The organism is Helicobacter sp., from assembly GCF_029067145.1.
GTDB lineage: Bacteria > Campylobacterota > Campylobacteria > Campylobacterales > Helicobacteraceae > Helicobacter_D.
Genome location: NZ_JAIEFA010000035.1, coordinates 1 through 18,809, shown reverse-complemented (window position 1 = coordinate 18,809; position 18,809 = coordinate 1). Strand labels below are relative to the sequence as shown.

Annotated in this window: 20 protein-coding genes, 1 tRNA gene and 1 pseudogene; 5 read left to right on the top strand and 17 right to left on the bottom strand. The window is 37.1% G+C overall.

Annotated features, from left to right (window positions below; genetic code table 11):
• Window positions 1-24: 24 nt before the first annotated feature.
• Both K2N75_RS03540 and K2N75_RS03535 read left to right on the top strand, forming a co-directional pair.
• The gene (locus tag K2N75_RS03540) at window positions 25-243 is read left to right on the top strand and encodes a hypothetical protein (RefSeq protein ID WP_297679617.1); all 219 of its coding nucleotides are present in this window, start codon (window positions 25-27) and stop codon (window positions 241-243) included.
• Window positions 227-1,075 (top strand): hypothetical protein, encoded by an 849-nt coding sequence (locus K2N75_RS03535; protein WP_297679616.1) that lies wholly within the window; start codon window positions 227-229, stop codon window positions 1,073-1,075. Before K2N75_RS03540 ends, K2N75_RS03535 begins: the two co-directional genes overlap by 17 nt.
• 12 nt (window positions 1,076-1,087) lie before the next feature.
• On the opposite strand, the gene K2N75_RS03530 is transcribed toward K2N75_RS03535, so the two are convergent.
• Entirely contained in the window at window positions 1,088-2,095 is a 1,008-nt protein-coding gene (locus tag K2N75_RS03530) for a hypothetical protein (protein WP_297679615.1), read from the bottom strand.
• Between the two features lie 320 nt (window positions 2,096-2,415).
• Between K2N75_RS03530 and K2N75_RS03525 the strand changes: the two genes are divergently transcribed.
• Window positions 2,416-2,790 carry an NAD(P)H-binding protein gene (locus K2N75_RS03525; protein ID WP_297679614.1) on the top strand — a complete coding sequence of 125 codons (375 nt, stop codon included), beginning with the start codon at window positions 2,416-2,418 and terminating at the stop codon, window positions 2,788-2,790.
• Window positions 2,781-3,035 (top strand): hypothetical protein, encoded by a 255-nt coding sequence (locus tag K2N75_RS03520; protein ID WP_297679613.1) that lies wholly within the window; start codon window positions 2,781-2,783, stop codon window positions 3,033-3,035. Before K2N75_RS03525 ends, K2N75_RS03520 begins: the two co-directional genes overlap by 10 nt.
• Before the next feature lie 108 nt (window positions 3,036-3,143).
• On the opposite strand, the gene K2N75_RS03515 is transcribed toward K2N75_RS03520, so the two are convergent.
• The 4 genes from K2N75_RS03515 to K2N75_RS03500 form a co-directional block, all read right to left on the bottom strand.
• Window positions 3,144-3,404, bottom strand: coding sequence for a cation transporter (locus K2N75_RS03515; RefSeq protein ID WP_297679612.1), 261 nt, complete (start codon window positions 3,402-3,404; stop codon window positions 3,144-3,146).
• Window positions 3,397-3,711, bottom strand: coding sequence for an aryl sulfotransferase (locus K2N75_RS03510; RefSeq protein WP_297679611.1), 315 nt, complete (start codon window positions 3,709-3,711; stop codon window positions 3,397-3,399). Before K2N75_RS03510 ends, K2N75_RS03515 begins: the two co-directional genes overlap by 8 nt.
• Complete coding sequence (locus K2N75_RS03505) at window positions 3,711-4,811, bottom strand: transglutaminase domain-containing protein (protein ID WP_297679610.1); 1,101 nt, start codon at window positions 4,809-4,811, stop codon at window positions 3,711-3,713. Before K2N75_RS03505 ends, K2N75_RS03510 begins: the two co-directional genes overlap by 1 nt.
• A gap of 313 nt (window positions 4,812-5,124) precedes the next feature.
• Window positions 5,125-6,459: an aminotransferase class V-fold PLP-dependent enzyme gene (locus tag K2N75_RS03500; protein WP_297679609.1), complete on the bottom strand. Its 1,335-nt coding sequence runs from the start codon at window positions 6,457-6,459 to the stop codon at window positions 5,125-5,127.
• 108 nt (window positions 6,460-6,567) lie between these two features.
• Between K2N75_RS03500 and K2N75_RS03495 the strand changes: the two genes are divergently transcribed.
• Entirely contained in the window at window positions 6,568-7,731 is a 1,164-nt protein-coding gene (locus K2N75_RS03495) for a cation:proton antiporter (RefSeq protein WP_297679608.1), read from the top strand.
• Window positions 7,732-7,735: 4 nt separating this feature from the next.
• Here the strand turns inward: K2N75_RS03495 and def are convergent, their stop codons facing one another.
• From def to K2N75_RS03435, 12 genes and pseudogenes are all read right to left on the bottom strand, one after another.
• A complete protein-coding gene (gene def, locus K2N75_RS03490; protein ID WP_297679607.1) occupies window positions 7,736-8,242 on the bottom strand; it encodes a peptide deformylase in 507 nt (168 codons plus the stop codon).
• Window positions 8,242-9,357 (bottom strand): diguanylate cyclase, encoded by a 1,116-nt coding sequence (locus K2N75_RS03485; protein WP_297679606.1) that lies wholly within the window; start codon window positions 9,355-9,357, stop codon window positions 8,242-8,244. The genes def and K2N75_RS03485 overlap by 1 nt, the downstream gene beginning before the upstream one ends.
• A gap of 13 nt (window positions 9,358-9,370) precedes the next feature.
• Entirely contained in the window at window positions 9,371-9,961 is a 591-nt protein-coding gene (gene clpP, locus K2N75_RS03480) for an ATP-dependent Clp endopeptidase proteolytic subunit ClpP (protein ID WP_297679605.1), read from the bottom strand.
• Window positions 9,961-11,262 (bottom strand): trigger factor, encoded by a 1,302-nt coding sequence (tig, locus tag K2N75_RS03475; protein WP_297679604.1) that lies wholly within the window; start codon window positions 11,260-11,262, stop codon window positions 9,961-9,963. Before tig ends, clpP begins: the two co-directional genes overlap by 1 nt.
• Before the next feature lie 93 nt (window positions 11,263-11,355).
• The gene (locus K2N75_RS03470) at window positions 11,356-13,992 is read right to left on the bottom strand and encodes a DNA translocase FtsK (RefSeq protein WP_297679653.1); all 2,637 of its coding nucleotides are present in this window, start codon (window positions 13,990-13,992) and stop codon (window positions 11,356-11,358) included.
• 1,095 nt (window positions 13,993-15,087) lie between these two features.
• Window positions 15,088-15,186 (bottom strand) — tRNA-Sec (locus K2N75_RS03465).
• A 98-nt stretch (window positions 15,187-15,284) separates the two neighbouring features.
• Window positions 15,285-16,064 carry a histidinol-phosphatase gene (locus K2N75_RS03460; RefSeq protein ID WP_297679603.1) on the bottom strand — a complete coding sequence of 260 codons (780 nt, stop codon included), beginning with the start codon at window positions 16,062-16,064 and terminating at the stop codon, window positions 15,285-15,287.
• 35 nt (window positions 16,065-16,099) lie between these two features.
• Entirely contained in the window at window positions 16,100-16,579 is a 480-nt protein-coding gene (locus K2N75_RS03455; RefSeq protein WP_297679602.1) for a hypothetical protein, read from the bottom strand.
• A gap of 81 nt (window positions 16,580-16,660) precedes the next feature.
• Window positions 16,661-17,218 carry a cysteine peptidase family C39 domain-containing protein gene (locus K2N75_RS03450; protein ID WP_297679601.1) on the bottom strand — a complete coding sequence of 186 codons (558 nt, stop codon included), beginning with the start codon at window positions 17,216-17,218 and terminating at the stop codon, window positions 16,661-16,663.
• A 50-nt stretch (window positions 17,219-17,268) separates the two neighbouring features.
• Entirely contained in the window at window positions 17,269-17,976 is a 708-nt protein-coding gene (locus K2N75_RS03445; protein WP_297679600.1) for a hypothetical protein, read from the bottom strand.
• 49 nt (window positions 17,977-18,025) lie between these two features.
• The gene (locus K2N75_RS03440; protein WP_297679599.1) at window positions 18,026-18,205 is read right to left on the bottom strand and encodes a hypothetical protein; all 180 of its coding nucleotides are present in this window, start codon (window positions 18,203-18,205) and stop codon (window positions 18,026-18,028) included.
• Between the two features lie 24 nt (window positions 18,206-18,229).
• Window positions 18,230-18,809, bottom strand: a pseudogene (locus tag K2N75_RS03435) (hypothetical protein); the annotation flags it as partial.

The window sequence follows — 18,809 nt, the reverse complement described above, 5'->3', positions numbered from 1 at the left end:
TAAAAAACAATGCGAAGGATTCCTATGCTTTTAAGCCAAAATTTTCCTCAAAATTCCCCTTTTGCTACCTTACAAAAAGTCGTCCAAAACCCTAATCAAAGCACCTCTAAGGTAGAATCTGTGAGCAATTTTGACGCGCTTTTCACACTCGCTAGCCCCACAGAATCGCAAACCTCCTCTCAAGAAAAATCTTTTATCCCTAAACAAAATTGCTTTGAATCTCTCTTTGGCTTTGGGTTTTGAATCCCAAACTCCAACACAAGATTTAAAGCTTTTTGCCTTCTCACACTCTAGCGAGTTTTTAAAATCCCTAGACAAAGCAAAGCTCACTTCAGAAGAACTCAATCCCCTTTCCTATCCGCGCAGTATCTCTGTCATCAGCGAACTAATGAACGAGAAGTTAGAGGAATCGTATGCGACAACAAAAGACCCAAACAACCCTAAATTGCATTTGCTCTTAGGCATTCAAGAACAATTTGTTTGCTTGGATTCTACTATGCAAACCCTAAAAAATGAGCTTACAAACAAAGCAGAAATGCTTGCGAGTTTGCTTCCCCACACTATCAATGAAAAAAGTGATTTGTTCTTAGACCGCGCTCAAGCGGTATGGGAAAGTGCAAGCAACTTCAAGGCAGCAGTACAAGAAGGAGTGGCTTGGATTAATGCGTTTTTCTCTACATTTGAAGCGGATTTAAGCACGAGAGAGAAAAATCTGATTTTTGAACACGCGAATATTATCCAAACCTATTGGCATATTCAAAGCGGCGGAGAGGACGGCAAAATCACCCTAGAAAATGGAATGGTTTATCAAGAATATTTTGATGAGGAGACGCCTAATATCTTTGGCTTTACCCTGATAACACAAAATTTTGTTTATGCTTATAGAGAGGAAGTGCTAGAAGATGGCACGACACAAGTTGTTTTGCAGGTTTATGAAAAATCTGCAAATGGAGATTCTGACATACAAAGCAACATAATTGCACATTGTAGCTATCAAATGCAAAAATCATTGGATTTCCACGGACAAAATCTCAAGCTCATTGGTGAAGCAAGTCGTATAGAAAAAAGGGCTTAAAAGATTTGAGATTTAAAATTGATTTTGGAATCTCGTAGGGAATACGATTAACACTTGAAATTCAATCTTTATTTCCGCATTTTCTGCGTTTTTAAGAAGTGAGGGAAGCAAATCATAATCCAAAATCTTTGGCTGTGGAGGCTGCCACGAGATTTTATATCCGCCCTTTTCCATAGAATTGGGCTGTAAATAAAACGACAATGCCTTTGCGATAGAATCCGCTATGATTTCTTGCTCTTTTTGCCAAAGTTTTTCCGCAAGAGGAGCAAAAAAACCAAATCCCATAAGCTCTACTTGATGAATCCTAAAGGCATTAATGTTTTGTTCTATTTCTTTTAGGCATTGCGTCTCTATTTCACCATTTTTAGTAGAATCCTTGAGAATTTTTGGCAGAGTGGATAAATAATTTATAAAGAGATTTTCCAAATCCTTAGATTCTGCTTGAATGCCGTATTCTGATAGAATCTCTACAATTCTTGATTCTTTAGAATCCAAAAACAAAGGCTTGTTGAAACTTTCTTTTTCTGCGTAGAATTGATAAACTTTGTCCATCGTCTCTTTTAAGAGTTTTGGATTCTCTTTGTGGAGTTGCAACATTTGCTTATTCATTTGCAAATAAACAAAATCTTGTGCCTCTTTTGCTTCTTGCTGTGCGATAGACAAATACGCATAATGCTTGATTTTTTTCTCTATTTGTCTTAGAAATTCGCCTTGCTTTATTAGGAATTTTGAATGATTTATACATTGAATACGGCGATAAAATTGGCTAAATTTAGAAATTTCTTGCAAAATCCTTTCTTTGTTTAAACTAGATTCTTGATTTTTAGAATGCGAGTAAGCACTTGGAATCTTAAGATTTGCATTGTGGATAGAGGGCGAATGAAAAAGCAAAGTTTGTAAAATCCAATCCATTGTATTTTGATTTACGGGGATATGGGGGGATTTTAGTGTTTTAGGATTCGAGATGAAATTGCGATAATCTTGAGAATTGCAACTTGTAAAAGAATCAAAAGTCAGCATTATTATCCTTACTCTTTGTTCCTTACAAATTTTCCACTCCATTACTTTTTAATAATAAGCAAATTTCATACCAAAATTTCCATTCTATCGTCGCAATTATTCTTGTAAGTTTGATTTTTTATCCATAGATTTATTGTCTTTTAATGATGAGATTCTAAAATTTTCAAAAAATTAAGGTATAAATATTCCTATTTTACATAATAGTATAAAAAATAATACTATATAGTAAAAAAGTGCTTACTTAATTTTGAATACTAGGTTTTATAAAATTACGAAGTTGAAATTTTATATTTCACAATTTAAGACTTAAAGGAGACATAATGAAAATAGCAGTTTTAGCCGCAAAAGGCAGGGCAGGAAGTGCAATCGTGCAAGAGGCAGTGAATGCAGGGTTTGAGGTGAGTGCGTTTGTGAGGAGCAAAGCACAGTTTGATGAGAGGGTTCATTGCGTTATCAAAGATATTTTTAAACTTACAAGTGCTGATTTGCAGGGCTTTGATGTGATTGTTGATGCGTTTGGGGAGTGGCAAGATTTGTCTTTACATTTAAAACATATTGAGCATTTAAACTCCATTTTGCAAGGCAATGAAGCAAAGCTCATTGTGGTAGGCGACGCGGGAAGCTTGTATATGGAAGCGCACACACGACAAGATTTATGGATACGCCAGACTTTCCTAAAGAATATATGGGAGTAGCAGAGGCGACCGCAGCGGTGCTAGAGTTTTTGCGCAAAAGTAATCTCAAATGGCTTTATATCAGTCCAGCAGCAGTCTTTTATGAGGGTGAAGCGCAAAATTATGAGTTAATAGGCGAGGAATTTAAAATCAATGCAAAGGGTGAAAGCAAGGTTTCTTACGCGACTTACGCCGCTGCTCTTGTAAAACTTCTTGTAAATAAGGATTCTAAGATTAAACAATGCATAAGCCTTATAGAGCTGTAAATAAAACCCTAAATGCAGGCGCGCGAAAATTTTACAATGGAATCTAAAGGACGAGATTTTTTCCTTTGGATTGCTTCACTGCGCTTCCAAGAACGCAATGGCTGGATTTCAATCAACAAACACTCCGCCATAACCCGTCGTTGCAACAGCTTCTAGGAGTTTTTCTTTTGGAATATCGTCCCTGCATTCTACTTTTGCAATTTTATCTTTTAGCGAAGCTTTTGCACTCGTAACTCCTTCCACTTTTAAGAGTGCTTTTCTCACCATTGCCGTGCAAAGAGGGCAGTGCATACCCTCCACATAAATTTTATATTCTCCTCCAAACATCAATCCGCCACACAATAACAATAAAAACAAAGCTTTATTCATAAACCCAACCTAAAATCTCTGGATAAAACAAAATGCAAAGCAAAACCAATAGCCAAAGAAAGCCACTTATGCCTTTTTTCCTTTTGCAAGTTTTTGCACAATCGCATTTTAAGATTCCAAAATACAAATATAAGGTAAAACACAAGCAAGACAATACGCTGAAAATCAAGCGATAAGGAGCGAGAAACTCCACGCCCGCAATTCCAAACGAGAATCCAAAAAGTAGAAAAAAGAGTGCGGGCAAGCAACAAATACTTGCCACCACCCCCACACAAAGTGAAAGAATTAAGCCCAATTTAGCTTTCATTATTTTTCAACAGAAATATAAGAATAAGAAAAGCCTTTTGCATCATAATAATCTAGCACATTTTCCTCCACCTCGCCATAAGGATAACCAAAGTTATTTAGCGGTGTTTCCGCAGGTGTAGGCGTTAGGATAAAGTCTCTTGCGGTGTTGTAGCCCAACCAGCACATTTCCCAACTTCCAAAGAGATATTCGCGCAAATTTTGAATCTTAGGACTATCGTTTTCTAGCTTTTCGCTCAATTTGACTTTTGCAACATCACCCGGGTCGCAAGGAATCCAGCCATAACCTCGCACATAAAATTCCGCGCGGCAGTGTTGCCCACCGGTGATATTTGCAACTTTATCTTTCGCACTTCCCATTGCATTAGAAAATCTTGATTGCCCAAGCCGAATCCCGAAAATCTCCCTTGCAGGAATCCCAACGCTTCTACAAAGTGCGACAAAAACCGAGCTAATATCTGTGCATTTGCCATACAACTTTTTAGATTCCAAAATCGCTTTTGCGTCGCCTATGCCACAACCCAAAATACTTTCATCGCGTTGCATATTTGTCGCAACCCATTCAAAAATGGCTTTTGCTTTTTGGCAATCATTTGCATTTTGCACTTTGGCATTTTTCAAGATTTCTTTTGCTGTTGATTTGACGATTCCATCGGTTTGGATATGTTCAGTTGCCGCCAAATAAGGCTTAACCTCTTGTGGAATCTTAGCGTTTTTGTTAAATTTTGCCTGCACTTCTTTAAAATCTGTTGTGCGCTCATAAGTCGTAATATCAAACTTGATTTCCAAATTTGGACTTTTGACTTTGTCAAATTCTGCAAAAAGTGTTGGAATCTGTGTATTACTAATATATGCGTTGGTGTAATTCCCGCTCAACGCAAGATTGCTAGTCAAAAACTGATAAGGCGTGGATTGCGGAAGCGGAATCCAAAGCTTACATTTTCCAGATTCCAAAATATTATGCTTGAAAGTTACAGAAAATTCTCTTTTTTTCTGATGTGTTTGACTTTGCTTGGTGTTTTGGGATTTGTTTTCCGCAAGAAGCGGTAAGCAGCCCAAAGCACCTATTCCTGCCAACTTAAAAAGAGTTCGTCTTTCCATTTTTGTCCTTTGATTAAAAATTTAAGCTTGTATTTTATCCAATCCTCCTACAATAGAATCTTAAAGGCAAGACTTTAGACTATGGTTTGCTTTGGCTCTTGTTATATTCGTTTCTAGCAAGGATAATGTGGGAGTTTCCTTACGAGACTCTAAGCCTTTAAGCAAATCTTTGATAAAACTCTCATCGCAATGAGTAAGGCAAGAAATTGATTCACAATTTGAAGCGCAAAATCAGGATTATCAAGGAAAAACCACCCCAAAAACTGCCCTAGCACTCCAATAAAAACCCACAAAAGAAACGAAAGAAATCTTTTCATTTTGCTTTCAAACCAATGATTTGCTTTAACGCCTCTAAAAGCCGATTGATTTCCTCTTGCGTATGGGTATAATGCACATTAAGGCGCACCCAGCCGGGTTTTTGAACAAAAAAGGCATTATCCTCCAATCCCAACAAATCGTGCCCATAAGGTCCAGCACAAGCACAACCTGCGCGGGTAAGAATCCCATATTCTTTGGATAATTGAAGTGAGACTTCAAAGGGTGAGATTCCACAAATATTAAACGAAAAAATACCCAAAGCATTATGTTCTAAATTACCATAAGTTATTATCTTAGGTTCATTTTCTAAAAATTCCCGCAATATGCGGATATAGGGAATCTTTGCGCTTTGTATCCATTCTTGCCCAATCTCTTCTCGCAAAGCATAGCCAAAATAGCTTCGTAAAAACTCTAAAATACCGGGCGTTCCTGCCTCCTCTCGCCTTTGCTCTTGCGCATAATATTGTGCGCTTGTGCGAGAAACATAACCGACAATACCCCCACCACAAAAAGTTGGTGGCAAAGTCTTATCAATCAAGGCGCGAGAAATGATTAAGATTCCACTTCCACCAACTCCTCCCAAAAGTTTATGAGGAGAAAGAAAAGCCACATCATAAAAGCTTGGTGGAATATCCAAATAAGGCGAGGTAGTCGCACAATCAAAACATACGATTCCACCAAAGGAACGAATCAGATGAGAAATTTCCGCAAAGGGTGCCAAGATTCCACTTACATTAGAACCCAGCGCAAAAGAGCCGATGATTTTACGCCCAGCATTTGCGCTTAAAACCTCTTTTAAAGCCTCCAAATCCATCAGTCCTTGCGCATTCAATCCTATACGCACAACTTCGCACAATCCCTCTCTGAAACTTAACTCATTGCTATGATGTTCATAAGGTCCGACAATCACGAGCGGAAAAGAGGATTTATCACGCAAGGAATCCACCCCCAAAATCTGCTTTGTTTTGGGCGGAATATAAATCCCTAAGAGTTCTTGAAGCTTTTTGATTGCAGCAGTTGAGCCAAAGCCACAAGAGATTAAAGCAAAACTAGAATCTAGTTTGAAGATTTGCTTTAGCTTTTCTCTCGCCTCTTCATACAAGGAGCTGATTAACTCTGCGTGGGAATTGCTCTCGGAATGCGTATTGGCATAAAAAGGCAAAATCTTGTTCATTCGCGATTCTACGCACTTTGCCGCTAGCCCGCTTGCAGTCCAATCAAAATGATGGAATCCACTTTGCAAAATGCACTCTTGCGACAAAATCTCACATTTACGCTCTCTATCACTAGGCAAAGATTCCAAAAGCGGGGCAAAAAAATCTTGAATCATTGTTTAAGATTCCTAAATAAAATTGTTTTGGGGCGCATTTTACCACAGATTTATGGCAATTTACCCTAAAGTAAGTTATACTTTTAATTTTGGAGTTTAAGCCCTATTATGGAAAACATTATTACTTTTGGTATTATTGCTGTTTTGATTGTTATTGCACCCTTTCTTAGCTCGCTTTTACGCTTGCCTCTTGTGGTTACAGAGATTCTACTTGGTGCGCTTGCTTTTCATTTTGGGCTTTTTTCACATTCCGAATCCCTAAGCTTTATTGCACACATTGGCTTTTTATTTTTGATGTTCCTATGCGGTTTAGAAGTGGATTTAAAAACCTTTACAAAACTCGGAATAGACTTCCTAAAATCTGCTTTTTTATATTTCTTAATTCTCTATGGCGTAGCTTGCTTGTATGTGCTTAATACTGGGTTATCTAAGTTTTACATTGCCGCCTTGCCTGTAATGAGTTTGGGTATGATTATGGCATTGCTCAAAGAATATCCTAAAAATACGCCTTGGTTACAACTTGCTTTAAATGTTGGAATCTTGGGGGAGCTGATTAGTATTGTGGTACTTGTGGTGCTCAATGGCGCGTATTCTTATGGATTAAACTGGGAATTGTATCGGACATTGCTTGTTTTGTTTGTTTTTTTAAGCGTCATTGTGGGTATGTTTAAGATTGCCGATATTCTGTTTTGGTGGTTTCCTACTTTGAAATTTTTTCTGATTCCAAAAGATGCAAGCAAAAATCAAGACATTCGCTTTAGCGCAATGTTGTTTTTGATTCTGATTGGAATCTCGCAAATTCTAGGATTAGAACGCGTGCTTGGAGCATTTTTGGCAGGTATGATTTTGGCAACTTATTTTCATCACCATAAGGGCTTGATAGACAAATTAAATGATTTTGGTTTTGGATTCTTTATTCCTTTGTTTTTTATTTTTGTCGGCTCTACATTGGATTTGAATCTTATCGTGCAAAATCAACAACTCTTTTCACTTACATTGAGCATTATTCTTATTATGGTCATTTTGCGCTTATTGGGAGCTTTTATTGCATATAGAAAATACTTTGGGGATATGAAACGAACTATCTTATTTGCCTTTAGCCATTCTATGCCTTTAACTTTTCTTGTCGCAACGGCACAACTTGGTTTGCAATTCAATGCAATTGATACACACGAATATTATGCTTTTATTCTTGCAGCCCTTTTGGAAGGAATCTTTTTGACAATTTGTATCAAGCTTTTGGATAACTATCAAGCCAAATCGCACTCATAAGATTCTAAAATTTATGCTTTTGCTTCAAACCTTTTTCAAACTTTTTACGCTTGACAATAGAGAGTTTATCAATAAACAAAACACCATTTAAGTGGTCAATCTCGTGCTGAAAAGCAACGGCTAGATAATCTTGTGCAACAATTTCTTGCGGTTTGCCAAATCTATCTTGATAAACGACTTTAATCGTATTGGCACGCTTAATGTCCTCATAAAACTCTGGCACACTCAAACAACCTTCGCTAAATACAATTTCTCCATCTTTTTCTATAATTTCGGGGTTGATGACTTCTAGCAAATCCTCTTTATGTTGGTTTCCTTCTTCATCTGGGATACAAATCAATAAAGCACGAATGGGCTTGGCAACCTGAATTGCGGAGATTCCAACGCCATTTTTAGCAAGCATAATTTCATACATCTCATCTAAAAGCGTGTGGAGTTCTGGATCAAAAGATTCTACAGGTTTTGAAATCTGTCGTAAAATTGAATTAGGATAAGTGATAACCTCAAGCATTAATGCTTTTTCTCCTTCCCTTCTCCCGCTACGACAAAGGAAACATTGCTACTAGAAGCTTTTTTCAAAGCTTCTAAGGCATTTTTGAAAACATCTTTACTCTTAGAACTTCCATTAATTTCAGCAATTCCCGTGCAAACACTAAGAGAAATTTCCTCTTCCCCTAAAAAAATATTCGTGGTGGAGACTTTTTCAATCAAACGATTCGCGAATCGCTTCGCCGCTTCTCTATCACTATGACTAAGCAAGATTCCAAAAACTTCTGAACCACAATAAGCAAGCACATCACTCTTATTTGCGATTTTTTGCAAAATTTTAGAAATCGCACGATTAATAAGTATGGAACTCTTATCTGAAGTAATGCGTCGTGCAAGACTTTTGGTAATTTGAATCAAAATTAATGAGGATTTATGGTTTTCTGCGTGGATAGATTCCAATTCGGCAAGCAGTCTAATATCCAAGAAATTACGATTATAAAGCCCATATTTCTCATCACAAATAATATTGTTTGCGATACTTTCAATTGCTTGCATACTTCTATCATAAGAGACTTTGATGTTCTGAAGCTGCACTTTTGTTGTCTCACCTAAGGATTTCAATTCTTTTTCAAAAACGGTGATAATATTTTGCAAAGCAATCGCATTATTGGTTGCGCTTACTTCACTTTCGTGTTTTTTGAGGATATTTTGTAAAAGTTGGAGATTCTTATAAGCTGTGCCAACCTGTTGCAAGGTATTAACCATATGGTTTTTAGCCCTTAAAACCTTGTCTTCTAGCAAAGCTTGTCTTTCCGTAGGCGTCAAATCAAGGCTAATAAATTGTGTCGCATTATCTTTGAATTGTTGTGTTTTATCTTCAAGTAATTTTTCAAAATAGATTCTATAATTATAAGGTGTTGGGGCAATACCATTTGCGCTTAATGTGCGGATAATCTGCGCCCCATAATCCTCTAATGTATTAGATTCCGCTGAACCCGTATTCACAGATTCTCCGGGTGTGGAATCAGAATCTAATCCAAACGATGAAAAAGATGATGCGTTATTGGCTGAAGCCTCCTCTATACCCTCTGTTTCAAAACTTTGCAAACCTTCAAACGAATCAAAATCGTCTTTCATGGACTTACCCCCTTTACTTTAGGCTTTTAGTTAAAACATTGTCAATCAATCCATATTCTTGCGCTTCACGAGCGCTTAAATAAAAGTCCCTATCCGTATCTTTGGCAATTTTTTCTAATGGTTGATTAGTGTTAGCTGCCAAGATTTCGTTTAAACTAGCCTTTAAACGCAAAATCTCTTTCGCTTGAATTTCAATTTCTGTGGCTTGTCCTTGCGCTCCTCCCAAAGGCTGATGAATCATAATGCGAGAATTAGGGAGAGAATAACGTTTGCCCTTTGTTCCGCAACTTAGCAAAAACGCTCCCATACTTGCTGCTTGACCAATACAAATCGTGCTAATATCGGGTTTAACATAATTCATTGTATCATAAATGCTTAAGCCACTTGTTACCACTCCACCGGGCGAATTAATATACAGATAAATATCTTTTTCTGGATCTTCAGCCTCCAAAAATAAGAGTTGCGCAACAATAGAAGAAGCTACACCATCATCAATTTGCCCGCTCAACAAAATAATTCTATCTTTTAAAAGCCTAGAATAAATATCATACGCGCGTTCCCCGCGTCCCGATTTTTCTATGACCGTTGGCACATAATAACTCATTATGCCCTCTTGTCTAACAAAGCAGTAAGCACCCTATCCTCTAGCATTGCCATTTTTACCGCTGGGATTAAATTATTATTTTTGTAATATTCAAAAATCGCTTTTGGGTCTTGGCGCATTGCCATTGCTTCATAATAAATAGTATTAATCACTTCATTGTCTGGAATCTCTATTTTATCTCGTTTTGCAATAGCATCAATAATAAAAGTTACGCGCACACTTTTTTCTGCATTTTCTCTTTGCTCTTCGCGTTTGGCTTTAAGTGTTTCAGGCTCTTTTGCAAGCTTTTGCTGTTCCTCTTGAGATAAAGACATCAAGCTATTTCTAAAAAGCAAATCCATTTCTTGATGCACAATAGATTTTGGCAAATCAAATACAATATTTTTATTTAGATTCTCAATCAGAATTTCTTTTAATTTATTATTATAAAGCTCTTGCTTTTTCTCATTTTGGAGTTGAATTTTGATTTTTTCTTTCAAGGTCTCAACATTTGCATCTTTTTCATCTGGCAAAAGCGTCTTAGCAAAATTGTCATCAACTTCAATCTTTCCTTTTGTTTGAATCTCTAGCAATTTTACTTTAAAAACTGCGGGTTTCCCTGCTAAGTGCTTAGCCTGATAATTTTCTGGAAAAGTTACATTGATTTCTTTTTCTTCGCCTTTTTTCATACCGATTAATTGCTCCTCAAAGCCCTCAATAAAAGATTTGCTGCCGATTTGCAATAAGTAATTCTCTGCTTTGCCACCTTCAAAAGCCTCACCCTCTATAAAGCCTTCAAAGTTGATTTTTGCATATTCTCCATCTTTTAGCTTGCGTCTGCCATCTTCAATTCCCACAAGAGGTGCTCTAGCACTTGCAATTTCCTCAAGCCTCTTCGTAATATCCTCTCCTGTAACTTCTGGAATCTTAACTTCTGGAATGCAATCCTCCACTTTATCAAGGGAAATGCTTGGGGTTAGGCTCACTTCTATCTCAAGCTCAATCCCCTCCTCTTTTTTGTCAAATTTCGTAATACGCGGGTCACCAATCAGCGCATTTGCCTCTACTTTTAATTCCTTTAAAATATCCTGCAAAAGGTCTTGCACGCATTCTCTTTGCGCATCTTCTTCTAGTTGTTTGCCATAACGTTGCTTCACTGCACTTGCTGGCACATGCCCCTTACGAAATCCATCAATTTTGAGATTTTTACTAGCAGCTTTTGTTATTTTGTCTAATTTTTGATTTAATCTATCCACAGGAATCGTGGCTTGTGCAACTGCATTTGCACTATCAATGCTTTGGACTTTTAGAGTTGAATTCATTTCTTTGTATGCTCCGAATTTAATTTGTGTAGTTTTTTATTCTATCAAAACTTGTCTTAAACTACAACTTTAAATTATAAAATCTACACGAAATTAATTACCCAAGATTTCACGCACCCCTTTTGAATTAGGTTCGCTCAAAAACCCTCGCGCCTGCATTTGTTCAATAATATTTGCTGCCTTATTATATCCAATCCCAAGTCTCCGCTGAATATAACTAATAGAGGTTTTGCCATCGCTTAAAATAATGCGTTTGGCTTCCTCATAAAGCTCATCTGTTTCGCCCTCTACGCGCAAGCCCAAAATTTCATCTTCGCTAGGCATAAAGTTTTCATCGTATTGCGGAGGGCATTGGGATTTGATAAATTCTACGATTTTTTCAATCTCTGTTTCTGTACTCCAAGGAGCGTGCAAACGCACGATTCCACCGCCCGGTGGCGTGAAAAGCATATCTCCTCGTCCAAGCAAAGATTCTGCACCAAAACTATCCAAAATCACTTTAGAATCAATTTTTTGTCCCACTTTGTAACTAATGCGTGAGGGCAAATTGGCTTTAATTAATCCTGTTACCACATCTACGCTTGGACGCTGTGTCGCGACAATCAAATGGATTCCGCTTGCTCTTGCCATTTGAGCCAGACGCGAAATAGAAACCTCTGCCTCCTTACCTCCGCTCATCATCAAATCCGCTAATTCATCAATAATCACTACGATGTAAGGAAAAGGCTCAAAACCTTCAATTTCAGCTTTTTGATTGTAACCCTCAATGTTCTTAATCCTTGCTTCACTCATTAGCGTATATCTTCGTTCCATTTCTTTTACGGTGTTATCCAAAGCAATAATTGCCTTTTTGGGTTGCGTGATAACAGGAGTTAGCAAGTGTGGAATATCATTATAAATACTAAACTCTAACATTTTTGGGTCAATCATAATAAGCTTCAGTTGTGCAGGAGAGTTTCTATAAAGCAAGGATAAAATCATCGCATTAATCCCTACGCTTTTACCACTTCCTGTCGTCCCTGCAATCAGCAAATGGGGAAGTTTTTTAAGGTCTGTTACAAAGGGATTTCCCACAATGTCTTTGCCCAAAGCAAGCGTCAAAGGCGAAGTGGAGTTTGCAAACAAATCATTTTCTAAAATCTCTCGCAAATAGATTGTTTCAATCTGATTGTTTGGAATCTCAATTCCCACGACATCTTTTCCTGGCACGGGTGCTTGAATCCGAATCGTTTTCGCGCGCAATGCCATTGCCAAATCATCTTGCAAAGTCAAAATGCGCGAAACTTTGACATTTGGACTTGGACGAAACTCAAAAGTCGTAACAATGGGTCCAGAATAAGTCCTAACAATATCCCCTTCAATCTTAAACATTCGCAATTTACTTAACAAATCATTGATTTTTCGGTCAATCTCTCCCTCATCAATCTCAATGCGCTCCTCTTTTGGGGCTTGCAAAAATTCTAATTTAGGCAAAACAAAATCTTGCGATTCTGTAATCTGTGGCGTGTCGGCGACTTCTAATGTGCTTAAAGTCTCCTTGTTTTCTGAAACTAGCTTCCTTGATAATTCAGAATCCTTTGTTCGCTGTGGAGATTCTAAGGGAGCAGCCTGCACAAAGGGCGTGCAAGATTCTGCTTGAGAGGATTGTGCTTCAAAAGATTCCTTTTGCTCCTCTTTATTATTTTGCGCTTCTTTGTTGGTTTTAGGGGCATTAAACAAGCTAATCACTTCGGAAGTGGATTCCACTTTGGGAGAAGGCACTGCCTGCAAAGGAGGAATGATTTGCGCTTGCGATTCTACCTCTAAGGTTTTCTCTGCTTCCTTATCAAAACGATAGCCATAAGTTGGGAGAGGATTTGCTGTAAAGGTTGGCGTATAATTCAACACTTCCTTAGCGTCTTGCATTTTCTCAATTACCTCATAGATTCCTTGAGATTTCTCCAAATCCTCTAGAGATTCTGTTGGCTGAAAATCTTGTCTTGCGGAATCCAAAACAACATTATTTTCTTGGTTTTCTTGAAGCTGCGGCTTGAGGGATTCTGCATTTTCTTTTGCTGTTTCTTGCGCAGACTCCGAACTTTGATTAGAAACAGGTGCATTGGAGGGACTTTGAGATTCCATAAATTCCTGAATCACTTGTTTAATGATATGATTGAGCGCGGCGGGTTCTGTTTGTGGAGGCATTGCATTTTCATTCACGTTTTGTGGATTTTCACTTGCTTGCAACTCTTGAGAAATCTGTTGGATTTCTTCGGGCTTGATAGGGTGTGTGCTTTTGATTTTGTCATAATAAAAAATCGTGCTAGGCGTAGTATCGGATTGCGATTCTTTACTATGCGGCAAATCTTGAAAAGAATCTCCATTGTGGAGACTCTTTTGCACGAGATAATCCTGTGTGCCAACTGGCTCTTTATCATAATACGCGCTAAAAGGTGTTGCAGCATAAAGATTTTTAGGATACACCTTAATGGGCTTTGGTTTGGTTGCTTCCGTAGGTGTAGAATCTTGTGCAACAAGATTGCCTTGCGGTGCAGAAAAATCTTGCGATTCTTCCATAACATCTAGCGTTGTTTCTCTTTGGGCGAAAGTCGGTGTGAGTGTTTGTAAAACCTGATTTTGCGTATTTGCGCATTCCTCTTTTTTAATAAGCCTTATCACTTCTTCTTTAGGTTCTTCCTCTGGATAGAAATGGCTTTTTTCAAAACGTTTGAAGTTTTCTAAACTCGCCATAGATTCCAACTGAAACTGCATTGCGTTAAAACCTTGCTGTTCGGCTTCTTTTGAACTCACAATGCGAATTTGTGGAATCTCATTTTGTTCTTTAGAATAATTTTCTAAAGGATTGTCTTCTCTTGTTGGCAACTCTACATTCTGCCTTAACTCATCAATTTCAGTCTCAAAAGATTGCTCTTTACTAAAATTCTCGTGCAATTCGCTTTCTGATGTCTCTTGCATTTCTTGAGATTCTTCTTCAGTATCGTCTTGAAAGTTAAAAGCTGTATTTTTAGGAGGAGGTGGATTGTTTTTGCTCTGTTCAATCAATTCCTCTAAGGTTAATGCGCGAGGAGTGGAAGGGGCTTTTGTAAAAAACAAAGAAGAATGCTTGGAGGTTTCTTGTGTTGGATTATTTTGCGTATTTTGAGTGTCCTGCTCTTGTGGAGAAACAGAAAAAATGGAATGTTTAGAATCCTTTTTGTCTATTTGACTTGGTGGCGTAAAAAATGCTTTGATTTTTGAAGCGAGATTTTTAAGATTCTTTTTGTTTTTGATAATTTTTTCTGTTGGCACTTGACTCTGCTTTAAATCCTCTTTCAAGTCTTGCACAAATATTTTTCCCAATTCTTTAGGGGACTTGCCGCTATACAAAACAATGCTAAAGGCAAAGCAAAGTAAAACCAATACAAAAACGCCCAAATGTGTAATAAGCGGCGAAAGCACACTATTAAACGCAACGCCCAAAATCCCAGCGTGCGCAAAAAACAAGCCTTGCAATACAAGGAGTGCAAAAACTCCGATGATAACACCAAGCGTTTTTTCTAAAAATCGGTTGTTTTTAAAGTCAAAAGAATCTTTTGCTTGATAAACAAAAAATGCCGCAACAAAAAGCCAAATATAGCCCAAATACCCAAAGAGCCAAAATTGAATTTGAGCAAGCGGCTTTAAAAATCTAAAAGGCTCTAAAATACCTAAAATTGTCAAGATTCCAAATATTAGCAAGAGAGAAGCAATACGTATTTGATAGGAAGTTTTGTTCTTTAAAAATTGTGCCAATGGGGTTTTAAAAAAATTCGTCTTGATAGTAATTCCTTAAAATATCTTAAAAAGTGGCGAGAGGGTGAGAGAATCGAACTCCCCAGCAAATAGACACCTATCCACTCAAATGGGTTTGAAGCCCACGATGCCCACCAGCGACATATACCCTCCATAAGTCTCCAAACTTAAAAGCTATTATTAAAGTAAAAAGAGATGAGAATTTAGCGCAATTTTACTTAATTTTTATTGAGTTTGCTTAAATTTTCAAACTAAAATTCTACCAACTCCCGCTCTCTGTCGCGATAGAGGGCGCACTTTGTATAACCTACTTGCTTGGCAAGCAATACCAACTCTGAATATTTAAAGCCGATTTGCTCTACTGCGTGGGCATCACTTCCAAAACTAATTGGAATCTCCAAAGAATACGCCATTTGCAAAATTTCCTCACTCGGATATTGTTCCTTGACTTCCTTGCGGAATCCCGCAGCATTTAGCTCTATGCACATATTTGCCTTTTTTACAGCTTTGAGCGCGGATTCTATTTGTGTGCGCAAGTCTTTTGTCGGACGATAATTAAAAACTTTGAGTAAATCCATATGCGCCAAAATATCAAACTTTCCGCTTTTTGCTAGCATTTCTGTGGCTTTAAAATATTCATTCCAACAATCATTAATATCGCGTTTGGAATATTCCCGAATAAACTCGGGATTGTCAAACCCCCAATCGCCTAGAAAATGCACTGCTCCGATTCTATAATCTAGCGGCAGAGAAAATATTTTTTCATCGGGAAAAGGGGGCAAAAAATCAATTTCTAGGGCGGTTAGAATCTCAATTTGTCCTTTATATTTCTCTTTTAGCCGCGCAATTTCACCAAAATAAAAGGGCAAATCCTCAAAATCCATACGATATTGCGAATCAAAAGCCATAGGATTGTGGCAAGAAAACCCAAAAACATCAATTTTTTCTTTAATGGCTTGCAAGACATATTCTTCCATTGTGCCAACTGCGTGATTGCACAGGCTTGTATGATTATGTAAATCCACTCTCATTGCATTTCCTTAAGTTTGCGATTCTTTGTTTGGGTTTAGCCCATTTTCTTTTCCATTTCTTTGGTAATATGCAAACTCAAAACATGCTTATCAAACACTGCAATATAAAACATCGCGTCAAAAATCTTAATATCTAGCACAAACCCTTCTACCTTGACTTCGCGCTTTTTCGTATCCTCTTGCAAGGTTTCTCCGCGAAACAAGACTTCATTGCCTAATTCAATAGGTGCTAGAAACTTCACCTCTGCGCCAATCACGATTCCATTTGGATTATTCACCGCCAATAACGCACAATAAGCAGCACTAGAAAACAAATTTCCCGAATGGATTAATCCTTGCTTATCCACCACCATTTTGCTGCTTGTCTCCAAAAGAACAGAGGATTTACCATATTTTTGCTCCTTGATTGTGCCGTTATTCAAATCAATATTCAAGCACACTTTTTGCAAGACCGCATCGGCGTCTGGTTTGTTTAAAAAATCTTCTTCTTCAGGTTTTATAAAATCCTCGTCCATTGCACTCTCCTTAAAAATTCTCAAATTATAACATATCTAAGCGCAATCAAGACGATTCAAATATAAAGGCTTTTTACTTCATCATTTACCAAAAAACACTTCGCTAGGAAACTTTAAATCTTGCAAGAGAGATTTGGAATTTTCTTTGTTTGTAACTACAAGCGCATAGCCTCCTGTGTGATTCCTATCCCAAATAGAATAAAATTCTTTCTTAGTGCTAATATATTCTCCGAAATTTGGGTCAAAGACTTTAAGAAAATCTCCTTTAAAATTTACAATCACTACAAAATGAGGAAATCTAGGGTCATTTTCTATTCGGACAAGCAGAGGATAAGCGGTGCGTTGTAAAATCTCTCTTGAGAGTTGGAATCCCTTTGTATCATATCCCAAAATAGTGGCTGCTTTTTGCAGTTCTTGGAAGCTTAACATATCTGTTTTTTGGTTTAATACATTTAAAATCTCTTGTTCTTGATATTGTTTGATTCCAAAAAGATTTAAAAGTGTGGCAAGAGCGGAAGCTCCGCAAGATTCCTCAAACTGCTGTCGGATTACATTTTGATTGTGGAGCTCTTGGAGGGATTGAACGCAAAAGCCAAAAGCTAAATGAATGCAACAAAGCACAAGGATAAGAATGCGCAAGAGAATCCTTGAATTAAGATGAAATATTTTTATAGATTGTAATTGTATCCTTATTCTCCTTGATTATTCTTATTTTCCTTAGATTCTTTAAGTAAGGTTTGCATTATGGAATCTGTGGAAAGCGTTTCTGCTTTCTCTTTGCCTTCTAGCATTTCTAGCACAGATTCAAAGACAAGGTTAGAATATCTTAGGATTAAGGGTTCTGTTTGAATATTTGTTTTTGTATCTACAAAGGAAAAATCAATCTCTCCTGTTTCTGGATTGCGTTTGAAAAACACATTTGCGACTTGGAATCCGTTTGCCTCCTCATATACTCTAACTTTAGCTATGGCTTCTATAATCTCCTCTCTTTGCGTGGGCGAGAGCCTATTAACAATACAACTAAAAAACACCACGCCATTTTTATCTTGTTTGACTGAATCATAATTTACAGCCATAGTTTGCGCATTTTCGTAATCAAAGCTATATTCTCCCTCAAGCAATTCTCTTAGCCCTTTTCTAGTGTCTTTCTCGCTATAAGCATTCATAGTATAAAGAAATGCTACTAAATCCCTCTCGCCTATTAAATTCTCCTCCTCTTGCGTTAGCGATTCTCCCATTTTACAAAACTTCGTCAAAAGAGGAATTAAATCATAATTTTCTTTTGCAACTTCTGCCATTAGCTTATCCATTTGTCTATCTAAAAACTCCTCTGCTTTTTTGTATTCCTCTTGAGTTGGCATTGCAATTTGTTTTTCTCTTATTTCCAACTCTTGCATAAAATCCCTAGTAGAATCGGTATGGAACATAGTAATAATTTTACACCCATCAAATGATGAATAGTCTATATTTTTTTTCTGGGCGATAAATAAAGTCTCTCACTTCTTGCAAAATTTTTTCATCACTTGGCAATTCAAAATTGCTTTGCTCTATGGAATCGGATTTTGAGCCTCTATTTACAAAAAGATTATTATAAGAAATTTTGGTATTTTGAGTGATAGAGTTCATATAATTAATCCTTATATTAAAAAATTAATATCTATATTTATCTCTATTTAGATTCCAAAAGTTTGCACTATAACTTCTAATAATACTATTTGCTTGATTGTATAGCTTTTGACCATCTTTTTCTAATATTTTATTTGTATAATATCTATCCGCCGGTCTTGTATAGACAGGATTATATTGATTCATACCAATAATAGAAATACTCACTTGATTGGACAAATGGTTTAAAGTCGCAGAGATGACAGGAATATATTGTCCGCTCCCATTATCTACATTGAGCGGTAAAAGTTCATTTCTGACATCTTCATACAATTTATAATAAATAGTATAAGATACCCTTGTGCCACCATTATTGACTGAACCATAATTATATAAGCCAGTTGCATATCCATCTCCTCTATCCAATGTCGCCCCGCCTACAACTTGGCTCATCTCCTCATCATTTAAGACCTTTACACCTGCACTTTGTTCGTTAAACTCTCCATTAATTGCAAGAGCAATGAAATCTACTTCAGCAAAGAGTGTGCTTGAGATTCCAAAGATTAATAAGAATCCTAAAATTAATTTTTTCATTATTTCTACTTTTTTAAAAGTTTGAATTTTC

What these genes read in the sequence shown, in the direction of transcription:
- K2N75_RS03495 (WP_297679608.1), top strand. Translation starts at nt 6,568, where the DNA reads ATGGAAAACATTATTACTTTTGGTATTATTGCTGTTTTGATTGTTATT.
- K2N75_RS03505 (WP_297679610.1), bottom strand. Translation starts at nt 4,811, where the DNA reads ATGGAAAGACGAACTCTTTTTAAGTTGGCAGGAATAGGTGCTTTGGGC.
- K2N75_RS03530 (WP_297679615.1), bottom strand. Translation starts at nt 2,095, where the DNA reads ATGCTGACTTTTGATTCTTTTACAAGTTGCAATTCTCAAGATTATCGC.
- K2N75_RS03460 (WP_297679603.1), bottom strand. Translation starts at nt 16,064, where the DNA reads ATGAGAGTGGATTTACATAATCATACAAGCCTGTGCAATCACGCAGTT.
- K2N75_RS03500 (WP_297679609.1), bottom strand. Translation starts at nt 6,459, where the DNA reads ATGATTCAAGATTTTTTTGCCCCGCTTTTGGAATCTTTGCCTAGTGAT.
- K2N75_RS03440 (WP_297679599.1), bottom strand. Translation starts at nt 18,205, where the DNA reads ATGAACTCTATCACTCAAAATACCAAAATTTCTTATAATAATCTTTTT.
- K2N75_RS03515 (WP_297679612.1), bottom strand. Translation starts at nt 3,404, where the DNA reads ATGAATAAAGCTTTGTTTTTATTGTTATTGTGTGGCGGATTGATGTTT.
- def (WP_297679607.1), bottom strand. Translation starts at nt 8,242, where the DNA reads ATGCTTGAGGTTATCACTTATCCTAATTCAATTTTACGACAGATTTCA.
- K2N75_RS03445 (WP_297679600.1), bottom strand. Translation starts at nt 17,976, where the DNA reads ATGCAAGAGTTGGAAATAAGAGAAAAACAAATTGCAATGCCAACTCAA.
- K2N75_RS03470 (WP_297679653.1), bottom strand. Translation starts at nt 13,992, where the DNA reads ATGGCGAGTTTAGAAAACTTCAAACGTTTTGAAAAAAGCCATTTCTAT.
- K2N75_RS03455 (WP_297679602.1), bottom strand. Translation starts at nt 16,579, where the DNA reads ATGGACGAGGATTTTATAAAACCTGAAGAAGAAGATTTTTTAAACAAA.
- K2N75_RS03540 (WP_297679617.1), top strand. Translation starts at nt 25, where the DNA reads ATGCTTTTAAGCCAAAATTTTCCTCAAAATTCCCCTTTTGCTACCTTA.
- K2N75_RS03520 (WP_297679613.1), top strand. Translation starts at nt 2,781, where the DNA reads ATGGGAGTAGCAGAGGCGACCGCAGCGGTGCTAGAGTTTTTGCGCAAA.
- clpP (WP_297679605.1), bottom strand. Translation starts at nt 9,961, where the DNA reads ATGAGTTATTATGTGCCAACGGTCATAGAAAAATCGGGACGCGGGGAA.
- K2N75_RS03510 (WP_297679611.1), bottom strand. Translation starts at nt 3,711, where the DNA reads ATGAAAGCTAAATTGGGCTTAATTCTTTCACTTTGTGTGGGGGTGGTG.
- K2N75_RS03485 (WP_297679606.1), bottom strand. Translation starts at nt 9,357, where the DNA reads ATGAAAGACGATTTTGATTCGTTTGAAGGTTTGCAAAGTTTTGAAACA.
- tig (WP_297679604.1), bottom strand. Translation starts at nt 11,262, where the DNA reads ATGAATTCAACTCTAAAAGTCCAAAGCATTGATAGTGCAAATGCAGTT.
- K2N75_RS03525 (WP_297679614.1), top strand. Translation starts at nt 2,416, where the DNA reads ATGAAAATAGCAGTTTTAGCCGCAAAAGGCAGGGCAGGAAGTGCAATC.